The sequence below is a fragment of the Rhodococcus sp. 27YEA6 genome (assembly GCF_044908235.1).
GTDB lineage: Bacteria > Actinomycetota > Actinomycetes > Mycobacteriales > Mycobacteriaceae > Rhodococcus_F > Rhodococcus_F qingshengii.
This window is the reverse complement of record NZ_JBIYCY010000007.1, coordinates 185,518-198,099: the sequence shown is the minus strand read 5'-3', so window position 1 is coordinate 198,099 and position 12,582 is coordinate 185,518. Positions and strand designations below refer to the sequence as shown.

The following is a 12,582-nucleotide window of genomic DNA, read 5'->3' as shown; positions in this document are numbered from 1 at the left end:
CTGTCCCGCTGCGTGGGAGATGCCGGCGCCGAATCGAGCCCGCACCGATAGCGTCCGAAGTAGTTGTCAGACCCTGAACTTCTCGACTGATCGGACTAACTCGATGACCACTCTCGAACCAGACACCACGGCCGCGATCACGGCGACGGTTACCACCTACCTCGACGCCGTGGCTCGCGGATCGTCAGCGGACATCGCCGCCCTCTACGCCGAGAACGCGACGCTCGAAGACCCGGTCGGCAGCGAACCCCGCGTCGGCAAGGCCGCGATCACCGAGTTCTACGGCGCTCTCGAGGGCGGTTCGCAAGAGACGGAACTGCTTACCTTGCGGGTGAGCGGATCCAGCGCGGCCTTCCACTTCCGCGTCGTCACACCGGTGGGCGATCAGGTCTACGAGGTCGAACCGATCGACGTCATGACTTTCGACGAGGACGCCAAGATCACGAGCATGCGCGCCTTCTGGTCACCGGCCGATCTGATTGCACGCTGATGCGTCAGGTCAGTTGCCGCAACTGCGGAAATCGCGTCCTCGTCGAGAAGTACAGCGAAGCGCACACCAGCGTCCAATGGCTCGAAGAGTCGCAGGAAGTGTGCCCGGAGTTGGGTCGCGCGAACAGCCGTGCCAACGCTCAGCGGACGTGTGGCGCTCTGCGCCAGACGATCAACGACCTTGCCGACGCCGGTGAGCTGGAGATGAGCCTGCGCAGCTACCCGGTGCCGGGCAAGCTGTCCTGAACGCTTCCGCGTAGCATTTCGGCGAACATGCGCGCCGATTCCAAGTCGTCGGCGTTCGGCCGCCCCTTCCGGATACCGCCGAAAGGCTTGAACGGGAGATAGGTATCCCACGCACGGGACGAGAAGGCTGCGACCACATCGAAGCCCTTCTGTTCGAGCAACTGAACCAGTGGACGCGAGAAGCGATGAATCCCCTTGTCAGGAAATCCACTGGTGGCGAAGACAAAAGCCTTGGATCGTCGTTCTTCGGGGAGTGCCTCGACGAACGAGCGTAAATCTGCGTGGTACGAGCGTAGGTAGATGCCGGAGCCGAACCCCACGAGGTCGTAGTCGGCGAGCTGCGCAGCGTCGATGTCACCGGGCTCGACCACGCGAGCATCGAGAACTTCTCCGATGACGTCGGCGATCAGCTTCGTATTGCCATGGGAGACAGAGGTACACACGATGATTGCTTTCATCGGCTGAGTTCTCTCATTTTGGACATACGCATCCCTCCGCCTGGTTTGTCACTGACAGTTCCAGGATAGAGGCCCCGGCGAAGCTACGGAGAAGGGTGGCGATGGGGAATGATGCCGGTATGTCAGCAAGGTTGAAGGGACGAAGACGTGCGGTGAACGCGCTGCTCGTCGACGTCGAACGATGGGCCGCTGAGCACGATGACGTCAAAGCTGTAGCGCTGGTCGGGTCCTACGCGCGCGGCGCGGAGCGTATGGCGAGTGATCTTGATCTGATGATCCTGGCCGACGACGCGAACGCGCTCGCAAATGAAGACTGGTTCGACCGGCTCCGCCCCGACGCGCGATTCATCAGAGCCGCCAACTGGGGGCCAGTCCGAGAACGACGCTTCCGCCTACGGTCCGGTCTTCTCGTCGAACTGAATTTCGCGAGCGAGAGCTGGGCCGACCTTCCGCTCGACGCGGGCACTCGACGCGTCCTCGAAGACGGCCACCGAATCCTGTACGACACCGGGCCTCTTCGCGTCGCTACGAGCGCGGGAAGAACTGCTCGATGAGCACCAAGACGGTCTTCGAGACCTTGGCCGCCGAAATAAACGCGCTGCGCGGCTCTCCCGTCGTCGCGATCGACGGCGTCGACGGGAGCGGCAAGACGACATTCACGAAAAGTCTTGCAGCACAGCTGAATGAACGCCCCGCCATTGTGATTCACGTCGACGACTTCCTCAATCCGCCGGAGATTCGCCATCGCAGAGGTCGGCTGTCACCGGAAGGCTTCTGGCTCGACAGCTACGACTACGACGCCCTCGAGCGTCATGTTCTCGCCCCTCTGAGACCGGGAGGTGACCGCGAGTACCGACCACGACGGGACAGCGACGCGTACTTGCATGCAGCCGACGGAGCCGTGGTCCTCGTCGAGGGACTCTTTCTGCATCGGGACGAATTTGCTTCCCGATGGGACTATTCGATCTTTCTCGACGTGCCCTTCGAGATCACCGCCGAGCGAATGAACCTTCGCGACGGAACGAACGCGGATCCGGAACACCCGTCGATGAACCGTTATGTCGGCGGCCAACGTCTGTACTTCGCGGCTGCAGAGCCCTGGACCCGCGCGGACAGTGTCATCGACAATTCAGACCCGAAACTGCCTCGAATCACGACACATGCCGCCCACTGGAGTTGGCAGTCCGCATCGCCGGCCCCGCGTTTCATCGGTGCGCTGTGGATGTGAATTGGAAGGTTGCGGCATCCACGATCTCAGCGGGCGTGATGTCGATTTCGCCGTTGAGCCAGGCCGTCACCAATTCGGCCAGGCCGCCCACGAACAGTAATCCGTTGATCTCACCCTGATGGGGAGGCCAAGCTCGATCGCCGTACAAGAGCGCAGCCTCGTCGGCCACCATCTGCGCGAACCCACGCAGCGCTCCCCGCCGGTGAGTGCGCAGCGGCTCGTAAGCCACCGACTCGACCATCGCGACACGCCCTTTTCGAGGATCGTCCGTCAGGATGTTGACGAACGAAGCAATGGCGCTCCGCACGCGCTCCTCCCGTGTCCCCTCGGTCGTTCGGAGTGCAGCCATTCCGGCCACGCGCACCTCGTCGACGATTCCGTCGAAAACCTGCTGGAGGAGTTCGTCCCTGCTGGCGAAACTCTCGTAGAAATATCGCTCTGTCAGCTTGGCATGCGCACAGATGGCGGTCATGGTGGCACCCTGCCTGCCCGCGGCCGCAAACACGTCCAGTCCTGCTGCGAGCAAGCTTTCACGCCGAAGCGCGGCCCGCTGCTCACCACTCAGACCGGCATATCGACGGGGTGTGGGAGAAGCCATGAGTCGATCTTGACAGACGACGCGACTGTGACGCAGACTACCCCCATCTGACAGGCGCCACTGTCAGATGCAAACGGAAGGCAGGTACGTGATGTCGAAAATCCTGGCCGCTCCACCCATCCGGTCGCAGTTGCGTCCCATCTCAGGCAACTCGGGACTACCCGGAATAGGGCAAACTTTCGAATACATCCGCGACCCTCTCGCTCTGATGCAAAAACGCTGGGATCGTTACGGCGAAGTCTCGTGGTTCTCGATGGCCGGTAGACGATGGGTCGCAGCCCTCGGGCCCGACGCATGCCAAGAAGTTCTCCAGAACAAGGACCGCGCTTTTGTCAACAGCGACGGGTGGTCAGTGCTCATCGGTCCCTTCTTTCACGGGGGTCTGATGCTTCTCGACTCCGAAGAGCACCTACGACAACGACGCATCATGCAACAAGCCTTCACGAGATCGCGTCTCGAAAAGACCGTGGACGTGCTGAATCCCGCGATCGCCTCCGCGCTCGACGCCTGGACTCCGTCCGATGGCTTCCGCGCCTACACCGCTCTCAAAGCTCTCACACTCAACCTCGCGACCGACATCTTCATGGGCGGCGCGGAAGGGACCACTGAAAGCGAAATCGACTCTGTGAAAAAAGCTTTCGTCGATTGCGTGCAAGCTGCAACCTCGGTGATCCGTTATCGAGTTCCCGGCACCAGATGGAAGCGCGGCCTCGACGGGCGCCGAACCCTCGAAAACTTCTTCCGCCGCTACCTACCTGCGCGCCGTTCACGCGAAACCGACGACCTGTTTTCCGTTCTCTGTCACATCGAATCAGACACCGGACAGCGCTTCAGCGACGGCGAGGTGATCGATCACATGATCTTCCTGCTGATGGCCGCACATGACACCTCCACCATCACCATCTCGACAATGATGCAATATCTCGGCCAGAATCCTCAGTGGCAGAACAGATGTCGGGCGGAATCACTCGCACTGAGTACGTCGACGCCGAGCTATGCCGAACTCGACCAACTCGCAGGCTTGGACCTGGTGATGAAAGAATGCCTCCGACTCGTCGCTCCCGTGCCGGTCATGGCTCGCCGAGCGGTGTGTGACACCCAGATACAGGACCACTTCGTACCCGCTGGGACCTACGTGTCAGTGGTGCCACATTTCACTCACCACATGCCGCAGTACTGGCCCGACCCCGAACATTTCGATCCCGAACGTTTCGCGGACCACCGACGTGAAGACAAGGTGCACCGGTATGCCTGGGAACCGTTCGGTGGAGGCGTGCACAAATGCCTCGGCATGCACTTCGCCGGCGTCGAAATCAAAGCGATCATGCACCACCTGCTCACACGCTTCGATTGGCAGGTCGCGCCCGGCTACACCGCCCCTCTCAACTACATGTCCTTGCCGTTCCCCTCCGACGGACAGCCGATCGATCTGAAACCACTCACGACTTCTCATGACCGGTAGCGACCGAACAGACGTCAGGATCAACTCGCACATGACTACCGGCACAGACGCTTTCGAAATCCAGAGGAAAACATGAGCACTCGGCCCGCCCGAAACCGGCATGCACGCGCTGCTCCGAAACCAGAGGTCGTCTCAGCGGCGGAGTTCCTACTCGCAGAATCCGACGCCCATGTCTTCCGTCGCCGCTATCTCGAACTGCTCACCCACACCACAGCACCGGATGGCGCAACCGTCACGGACTACACGGTCGCCGAAAGGTATCTACTCAACTCTGCAGCAAAGAGACGTGCTGCGCGGCGCCCGGCCAATCCTTAGCCACGATCGCCGGTCGGGCAGCGCTCGCGGCGAACGTCGAGAACCTCGGCACCGGTTTCACGAATTCGTCGTGGGGTAACGACGAAGAATAGAGTGCGCTGCCTGGGTGACGGCGGTGCGATCGTAGGTTTGCACGAAGTCGAAGGTCCGCTCGAGATCTGGACCGTTGTCATGAAGATCTCGCGCCGACAGCATCGCCGCATGGTGCGGTCCCAGAGTGACGACCGTCCACTCGTTGACGAGATCATCACCCGGGTCGAGCGGCGCGTGTTGAACTTTACCGTCGAGCATCACGGACAGTCCGACACCGTAGACACCGGCAAACCCTACGGTGTCGGCGAGGTGACGCCACCGTGCTGTTGTGGATGCGGTGAAATGCTCGGCTTGTTGAAAGGTGCCCAGAACAAGCATCGAGGAACCCGATGTGGCGGCTTGCGCTTCGAGGGACTTGCTCAGTTGGATCAACAGACGCTTGGTACCGCGCCGGATCCGGCTGTGAGCAGACACGATCGAGTAGGGAGTGCCCACCTCGGGGATGGGATCACTCCACACCGGACTGTCGGGCATCGCGACGACCGGTTCGGACAACAGTGAACTCGGATCGTCGACTGCGGGATACAACTCACCCGTTCCGTATGTGGCTCCGATGGTGATTGCGGCAAGACGGGACGATTCCGAGTCGACACCCTCGGCAAGGATAATCGCGTTCGATCGCTCGACGTAGGCGCCGAGCGCGTGCACCGTCGTTCCCACTTCGAAATATGCCGCCTTGGAAAGCAATTCAGCGGAAGTGATAATGATGTCGGGTTCGACCAAAGACAGAAGTGTCGCCGAGTGCCTGTCGATGCCGACACCGTCGAGTGCAATCAGACGCCCGCCCGCGCGGGCTTCTCTGATCACTGCCAGAGAGTTGTGGGGATCGGTAAGCACCGATGCGCTGTCAACCGTGATGACGATCCGTTGCAGATTTCTCGTCGCTCCTTCGATACCAGGAGCGTTCAGAGCTGCTCGGGAAGCCGAGTCGACTGCCACCAGCAACGGCAGGCGATCCGCGACGGTGCATGCGAGTGCAGTACGGGACATGGCCAGTTTGTGACTGTCGAATTCCGAGCGTTGCTGCATCAATTGCGAGGCGCGACGAAGGGCATGCGCCGAACACAGAGAGGAATTGTCAGGCCCACGCAATTGCAACTCGGCGCCTGCAAGTGCGTGGTCGTCGAGGCGGCGTATCGGTGCGAACTGCATGCTTACTTCCAGACCAATCACATCGGAGAACTGGGTGATCGGAGAATTCGACGATGTCGAACCGTTGCTGGTGTCATACGCCATGGTGTGGCTCTTCACTACGAGTCGGGACCACCAAGCGTTCATGCGGCCGGACGCGTCGATGGCAGCGCCGGCTGCTCGACACCGAACGAGACTACCGCAAATCTCGGCGCAACCCGGTGACGACAACCTGACCCCGCGCCGCAAAGTGCACATCGACACGCAGATCAGACCAGAAACCAAGTCAACGCGTATCGAGCACTGCTCACTTCACATCGTTCGTGGGAGTTGTTTCCGGCTCAAGCACCGAGAGCATCAGCAGTCGACGTGGCATCGCCCGCAATGAGTTCGGAGGCGCCGAGAGCCTGAAAGATCATGGAGACCGCTCGCGTCGGGGCAAACAAGCGAATGCGGTTGTTGCCACGCCCCGCAGCATCGACAACGGCATTCGCCACTCCGGACGACATGAAGGTCACGCCGGAGAGATCGACGTGAATATCGGTTCCGACCAGGAGAAGTCGGTCGAGCGCGTGCACCAATTCCACCCGCTGACCCATGTCCAATTCTCCGGCAAGTCTCAGTACCGCATACGAAGGGGTGTAGCTTTCCACGTCGATACTGTACCGATGCCCTTCTCGGCCGGCGCTGTCAAAGAGATCGAGAACATTTGCAGCTGAAGAACGTTCGTTGATCGTAGTCATGAAAGCCTCTTGTCTGGACTCGGCGTGCCCCACCGCCCGAATCAGCGATGAATCACTGTGCGTCGGATAACCAACCGTGTCGGTCACTGCGTTCCAGACGAACTCTGCCACCGGCAGGTTTCGCCGACACAACCACATCTATAACGCTAGGGTCTCGAAAACGTCACAGCGCGATATCGCACTTTTGGCGCCACCCCCGACGCACTGAACCGCTACCTCGCCTGGCCCCCGACGTGCCTGCGGGGCGACGTCTCTGCGGCGTCGACCACTGGCTTTCTCGCTCATCGGGAAGGTGGGTTCGCCGCACCACCATTCCGCAATACCTTCTGTGACATGGATAACATTGTCGACGTACTCGTCATCGGATCGGGCGCTGCTGGATCGGCCGCAGCGCTCCAAGCGCACGCCGACGGCGCATCGGTCGTGATTCTGGAAAAGAGCGGACCTGATTCCGCGGGCGGCAACACTCGACTGTCCGGCAGTGGATGGTTCGTCAACCAGGACCCCGCTGCCGCCCGAACCTTCCTGCGTTCGTTGAACGGGGAGTTCCCCGTTGCCGAGGACGTCATCGATGCCTGGGCCGAGAACACTCACGGACTGTCCGACTGGATCCGCAGTCTGGGTGCAACTGTAGCGATGACCGGCGATTTCCATTCCACGGCAGAGTTCGCCGAACTTGACGGAAGTTCTTGTTACGCAGGGATGGACACCGTCGAAGGGAAGATGGGCAATGAACTTCTCTACCGGTTCCTCGTCTCCGCTCTCGCTGAACGCGGCGTCACAACACTATTCGACACCGAAGCCACCGGACTGCTGACGGATGAATCCGGAGCGGTGACCGGAGTCGAGATCCGTTCGGGTGAAAAGACTTCGCAGATCCAGGCACGCCGGGGCGTCATCCTTGCCACCGGAGGATTCGAAGCAAATCCGACGATGGTGCGCGACTACTTGCGTCTGGAGAATCCGAAGATCTGGGGCTCACCATCGGCAACCGGCGACGGTCACCGCATGGCACAGGCCGTGGGCGCCGATCTGTGGCACATGAACAACATGATGACCATTACGGGAATTCCCGGCGACCTCGAAAATCCGACTGGATTCTTCCTCGCACTGTGGAACGCGCACAACTATGTGTTCCTCAGCCGGGAAGGTAGACGCTTCACCGACGAGTCAGCCGAAATGCGGCATGGTCATGTGTTCAGAGAGGGTTCTTACCAACACTTTCCGGTGCAACCGATGAACGTCGTCTTCGACGAGACGATGAGGTTGGCCGGACAGCTGAGCCCCGGCCGCGACGCACTGCCCGTCGGCCACAGGGTTCTCGACGAAGGGTACGAGTGGAGCTCGGACAATCAAGCCGAGATCGACAAGGGATGGATCCTAAAGGCGGACACGCTCGCCGAACTCGCCGAGAAACTCGGACTGGACCCAACAGTCGTGGAAACGAGCGTGCGACGCTACAACGAGGCGTGCGCGGACGGCATCGACCATTCGTTCGGCCGCAATCCCGAAACTTTGGCCCCGGTGGCCACCGCTCCGTTCTACGCCGTCTCCGGGTCGCCACTGCTGGGATGGAGTAGCGGTGGGCCGCGCCGCGACGGTCATTCCCGCGTACTCGATACTGCCCGCAATCCGATTCCTGGCCTCTACGCCGCGGGCGCGGTCAGTTCCACCTACAGCGCGGCGAAGGACGGCGGATTCCACATTGCCGACGCCTTCGCATTCGGCCGTGTCGCCGGGGCCCATGCCGCCGCGCGTAAAGCTTGATATCGCCGGCCTTTCGACTGACTAGCCACGCACGATTACGTGGCTGGTCAGTTGTGGTCGATCGTCACGCAGATGAATCCTCTGCGCCGGATGAAACCGGGATTCGTACCGGGACGCTATCGTGGCAGCGTACGACATGCTCGCCGAGAGAATCCGAATCATCCGCGCCGAAGGTCTTCTGCCGATTCACACCCGAGCAGCCTTGACCTCGTCGAAGAACGCGATGACGGCTGCCTCGTTCTCCGGCGGAACAGTCAGCGATGCCCGTGGACCCGCTACCGCGATCGAGTCGTCGGCGAGCCTGTTCCCGATGGTGAGTTTCAGTCCCGACTTCGACGGTTTCGCCTTCACCGCAATGTGTTCGACATGCCAACGAGCCACTTCGCTCGTGCTCGCGGCGGTGCGGTCGAAGACCTCCACCGTGCGGTGGTCGAGGACCATCACGATGTTGATCCCGACGGTGACTTCCAGATAGCGCCGTTCCGCCACGGTGTACGCCTTTCGGTTAGGTGAAACCGACGCTACACACCGTGGCGGAACTCAGCGTGTCAAAACCTCAGCTGTTCAAGATTTCAGCTGTTCGAAACCTCAGCGGGACGAACTTCCTGCATCCACCGGCAGGGCGACCGACGTGATGTAGCGAGCCTCGTCGGAAGACAGGAACAGAGCAGCGTTCGCTACGTCCACCGGTTCGATCCACGGAATGGCGAGCATGTTCATCGTCATCGCTGCGGCAGCAAATTCTTCGCGCGTCGGGTTCTCGAGATCGGGGCGGAACTTGCCGCGCACCAACGGGTTTTGAATCATGAGGGTGTCGACGTTGGTGGGATGGACCGTATTGACGCGTACGTTGTGCGGAGCCAGTTCCTTTGCCAGCGAACGCATCAGACCAACGACTCCATGCTTGGCTGCGGTGTAGTGCGCGACTCCGACCAGCCCCCGAAGTCCGGCGATGGAGCTTGTGAGTGTCATCGATCCCCCGCCCCGCGCGATCAAGTGCGGAGCCGCGACGGTCGTGGTGTGCCACACGCCGGTCAGATTGACGTCCAGCATGGTCTGCCACATCGTTTCCGACATGGTCAGGGCCCCGTCGGAGGACGTGATACCAGCTGTAGCGCAGACGATGTCGAGACCACCGAGCATTCCGACGGCCGAGTCCACGGCACTGCGTAGTGCCTCGAGATCCCGAACGTCCACTACCGCAGATTCGACCTTTCGCCCCAGCGCCCGGATCTGCGCCACTGTCTCATCGAGATCGGCCTCCGTCGCGGGCGGCGTGACTGTGGTTTCCACCGAAGTGCACACGTCGACCGCGATGATGTCCGCGCCCTCTTCGGCAAAACGCACGGCCTGAGCCCGCCCGATTCCTCGTGCCGCACCCGTGATCAGCGCGATCTTGCCTTCCAATCGAGAAGTCATCAATTCATACTTTCTGGGTCAGGCCGGCGTCGACAACCAACTGACAGCCGGTCATGTAGCGGGACTCCGCGGATGCGAGAAACAGGACCGCATTACTGACGTCCACCGGATCGACCCAGGGAACGGGCAGCAAGTTGCGAGCGCTGAGCACTGCAGCAGCGTCTGCTTCGGTGGGATTCTCGATGTCCGGGCACAGGTTCGCGAACACTCGCTCGTTGATGATCATCGGGGTACGTACCGAACCCGGATGCACGGAGTTGACGCGGATACTCTGCGCCCCCAACTCGTTGGCCAGCGTTCTGGCCAGGCCCACCACGGCATGCTTGGCTGCGCTGTAATGACTTGCTCCGGCAATACCTTTGATTCCCGCTGTCGAGCTGACCAGAACGACGGATCCACCGTCGCCGAAGTGCGGAACGCAGGCCTTGACGGTGTGCCACGCGCCGGTCAGATTGACGTCCAGCGAGCGGTTCCACACTGCAGGATCGATGGTCCACGACGGTCCCGGCGTGTCGTAGACGCCTGCATTCGCGACCACGACGTCCAACCCGCCGAGTTCGGTAACGCACTCGGCCACGACGGCGGCCAGACCGTCGAAGTCCCGAATATCCGCCACACCGGTGACCGCGATACCGCCTCGATCACGCACTGCCTGAGCGGTTTCCGCCAACCCCGATTGTGCCTGTTCGACATCCAACGCGATCACGGACGCGCCTTCCTCGGCGAGCCGCTCACAGTGTGAGCGTCCCATTCCTCCGGCAGCACCCGTCACGAGTACCCGCTTGCCCTCCAGCCGGCTCATGCGTGCACCGCGCTGTTCAGTTCGAAGCCTCGGTATCCCGCTGCTGCCACGTCTGCACAGATGTCGGAGTAGACACCGAAGCCTCCGATGAAGGGCATGAATATCCTCGGCTTTCCCGGGATGTTGGCTCCCATGTACCAGGAGTTCGCGGATGGGAACAATGTTGCCGACGCCCGGCGTGAGCACTCCTCGAGCCAGTTGTCCACGGCTTCGGCACTCGGCTCGATGGTGTCGATCCCCGCCGAATCGAGGTGGTTGATCGCGTCGGCGATCCAGTCGACGTGCTGTTCGGCAGCGAGAATCATGTTGGACAGCACACTCGGGCTACCCGGCCCGGTGACGATGAACAAGTTCGGGAAGCCGTGAACTCCCAAACCAAGATAGGTTCTCGGACCCGCATGCCAGTTCTCTCGCAAGGTCTCGCCGTTGCGGCCACGGATCTCGATGCGATCGAGTGCCCCGGTCATCGCATCGAAGCCGGTGGCGAACACCAATGCGTCGAGTTCGTAGTGCGAGTCGGTCGTCTTGATCCCGGCCTCGTCGATTGCCTCGATCGGTGCGCTCTTGAGATCGACCAGGCTCACGTTGTCACGGTTGTAGCTCTGGTAGTAGTCGGTGTCCGTCACGATCCGCTTGGTCCCGATGGGGTGGTCGTTCGGGATCAGCAGGTCGGCGATGGCCTGATCTTCGACCACCGATCTGATCTTGGCCTCGGCAAATGCGGCCGCCGTCGCGTTGGCGTCGATGTTGCTGGTCTGGTCTGCGAAGGTTTTGGCGAACAGAACACCGCCGAGCTTCCACCGCTCCTCGTAGGCCGCGTTCCTCTCGGCCTCGGACACCTCGAGCGCGCTGCGAGGATCCGAAACGAACGGAGATCCACCGCCACTGCGCTTGGACAGCGCTCGACGCTCGGCGTAGTCGGCCTTGATCTCTGCGCGTCGTTTGTCATCGAGAGGCGTGTTTCCCGCCGGCACACTGTAATTCGCGGACCGCTGGAACACGAAGAGGTGATCGGCCTGCTCGGCGATCAACGGAACGGACTGGATGCCCGACGATCCGGTGCCGATCACTCCCACTCGCTTGCCGGTGAAATCGACGCCCTCGTGCGGCCAGAAGCCGGTGTGGAAGACCTCACCGCCGAAAGTCTCGCGACCTGCAATGTTCGGAACGTTCGCGGTCGAGAGGCTGCCCGTGGCGCACACCACGAACCGCGAGGTGACGTCATGACCACCGTCGGTGTGCACTCGCCACGTCGACGAGTCCTCGTCGAACTGTGCGCTCAGGACACGGGTATCGAAAGTGAACCCACTGCGTAGGTCGAAGCGATCGGCGACGTGATCGAGGTAGGACAGGATCTCCGGCTGCGCGGCGTACTTCTCGCTCCAGTCCCAATCCTGTTGCAACTCTTCGGAGAACGAGTAGGAGTAGTCGAAACTCTCGACATCGCAGCGTGCGCCCGGGTAGCGGTTGAAGTACCACGTGCCGCCCACTCCGGAGCCCGCCTCGAAGCCGTGGACACGCAGCCCCTGCTCGCGAAGTCGGTGCATGGCGTACATGCCGGCGACGCCGGCGCCGATGACTACGACGTCGAGTGGTGCGGTGGAGAAGTCAGGATCGGTCATGGTGGCCACGCTACGAGTGGGTTGAATGGTAGAGGAACAGGTTCTCCCGCTGGGTGGGCGGAGCCTCCACCCCATGACGCTGGGTGGGCGAAGCCTCCACCCCATGACACTGGGTGGGCGAAGCCTCCACCCCATGACACTGGGTGGGCGGAGAGCGCTGTGTCCACCGATCGGGGGACAGCGATGTCGTCCAGCACTCGGACCCGTAG

At 61.5% G+C, this 12,582-nt stretch carries 15 protein-coding genes; 7 read left to right on the top strand and 8 right to left on the bottom strand.

All coding sequences use genetic code 11. The features are described from left to right. The first annotated feature begins 103 nt into the window (after positions 1-103). On the top strand, positions 104-490 hold the full coding sequence (locus ABH939_RS19785) for a nuclear transport factor 2 family protein (RefSeq protein WP_003944423.1): 387 nt from the start codon (positions 104-106) through the stop codon (positions 488-490). After that, entirely contained in the window at positions 490-735 is a 246-nt protein-coding gene (locus ABH939_RS19780; protein WP_007726731.1) for a hypothetical protein, read from the top strand. Before ABH939_RS19785 ends, ABH939_RS19780 begins: the two co-directional genes overlap by 1 nt. Here the strand turns inward: ABH939_RS19780 and ABH939_RS19775 are convergent. Beyond that, positions 708-1,193 carry a flavodoxin family protein gene (locus tag ABH939_RS19775; RefSeq protein WP_003944338.1) on the bottom strand — a complete coding sequence of 162 codons (486 nt, stop codon included), beginning with the start codon at positions 1,191-1,193 and terminating at the stop codon, positions 708-710. The two genes, ABH939_RS19780 and ABH939_RS19775, sit on opposite strands and share 28 nt — an antisense overlap. Positions 1,194-1,312: 119 nt before the next feature. Here ABH939_RS19775 and ABH939_RS19770 point away from each other — a divergent pair, with 119 nt between their 5' ends. Beyond that, positions 1,313-1,747, top strand: coding sequence for a nucleotidyltransferase domain-containing protein (locus ABH939_RS19770; protein WP_037131485.1), 435 nt, complete (start codon positions 1,313-1,315; stop codon positions 1,745-1,747). Further along, positions 1,744-2,421 carry an AAA family ATPase gene (locus ABH939_RS19765; protein ID WP_075832510.1) on the top strand — a complete coding sequence of 226 codons (678 nt, stop codon included), beginning with the start codon at positions 1,744-1,746 and terminating at the stop codon, positions 2,419-2,421. The genes ABH939_RS19770 and ABH939_RS19765 overlap by 4 nt, the downstream gene beginning before the upstream one ends. On the opposite strand, the gene ABH939_RS19760 is transcribed toward ABH939_RS19765, so the two are convergent. Continuing rightward, positions 2,399-3,019 carry a TetR/AcrR family transcriptional regulator gene (locus tag ABH939_RS19760; protein WP_054827522.1) on the bottom strand — a complete coding sequence of 207 codons (621 nt, stop codon included), beginning with the start codon at positions 3,017-3,019 and terminating at the stop codon, positions 2,399-2,401. The two genes, ABH939_RS19765 and ABH939_RS19760, sit on opposite strands and share 23 nt — an antisense overlap. 91 nt (positions 3,020-3,110) lie before the next feature. Between ABH939_RS19760 and ABH939_RS19755 the strand changes: the two genes are divergently transcribed. Together ABH939_RS19755 and ABH939_RS19750 are read left to right on the top strand one after the other, a co-directional pair. After that, positions 3,111-4,481 carry a cytochrome P450 gene (locus ABH939_RS19755; protein WP_080726744.1) on the top strand — a complete coding sequence of 457 codons (1,371 nt, stop codon included), beginning with the start codon at positions 3,111-3,113 and terminating at the stop codon, positions 4,479-4,481. A gap of 72 nt (positions 4,482-4,553) precedes the next feature. Beyond that, on the top strand, positions 4,554-4,796 hold the full coding sequence (locus ABH939_RS19750; RefSeq protein ID WP_065352072.1) for a hypothetical protein: 243 nt from the start codon (positions 4,554-4,556) through the stop codon (positions 4,794-4,796). 57 nt (positions 4,797-4,853) lie between these two features. Here ABH939_RS19750 and ABH939_RS19745 read toward each other — a convergent pair whose 3' ends face one another. Together ABH939_RS19745 and ABH939_RS19740 are read right to left on the bottom strand one after the other, a co-directional pair. Further along, complete coding sequence (locus tag ABH939_RS19745; protein WP_082900991.1) at positions 4,854-6,125, bottom strand: EAL domain-containing protein; 1,272 nt, start codon at positions 6,123-6,125, stop codon at positions 4,854-4,856. 236 nt (positions 6,126-6,361) lie between these two features. Next, positions 6,362-6,673 (bottom strand): STAS domain-containing protein, encoded by a 312-nt coding sequence (locus ABH939_RS19740; protein WP_228232503.1) that lies wholly within the window; start codon positions 6,671-6,673, stop codon positions 6,362-6,364. 423 nt (positions 6,674-7,096) lie between these two features. On the opposite strand from ABH939_RS19740, the gene ABH939_RS19735 reads away from it, so the two are divergent. Then, a complete protein-coding gene (locus ABH939_RS19735) occupies positions 7,097-8,530 on the top strand; it encodes an FAD-dependent oxidoreductase (RefSeq protein WP_081557515.1) in 1,434 nt (477 codons plus the stop codon). A 186-nt stretch (positions 8,531-8,716) separates the two neighbouring features. Here ABH939_RS19735 and ABH939_RS19730 read toward each other — a convergent pair whose 3' ends face one another. The 4 genes from ABH939_RS19730 to ABH939_RS19715 form a co-directional block, all read right to left on the bottom strand. After that, on the bottom strand, positions 8,717-9,019 hold the full coding sequence (locus ABH939_RS19730) for a hypothetical protein (protein WP_042452216.1): 303 nt from the start codon (positions 9,017-9,019) through the stop codon (positions 8,717-8,719). Positions 9,020-9,118: 99 nt separating this feature from the next. After that, entirely contained in the window at positions 9,119-9,949 is an 831-nt protein-coding gene (locus ABH939_RS19725; RefSeq protein WP_042924153.1) for a mycofactocin-coupled SDR family oxidoreductase, read from the bottom strand. Positions 9,950-9,953: 4 nt separating this feature from the next. Continuing rightward, positions 9,954-10,751, bottom strand: a complete 798-nt coding sequence (locus ABH939_RS19720; protein WP_007726713.1) for a mycofactocin-coupled SDR family oxidoreductase — start codon at positions 10,749-10,751, stop codon at positions 9,954-9,956. After that, positions 10,748-12,373 carry an NAD(P)/FAD-dependent oxidoreductase gene (locus tag ABH939_RS19715; protein ID WP_007726712.1) on the bottom strand — a complete coding sequence of 542 codons (1,626 nt, stop codon included), beginning with the start codon at positions 12,371-12,373 and terminating at the stop codon, positions 10,748-10,750. Before ABH939_RS19715 ends, ABH939_RS19720 begins: the two co-directional genes overlap by 4 nt. Positions 12,374-12,582: the final 209 nt, after the last annotated feature.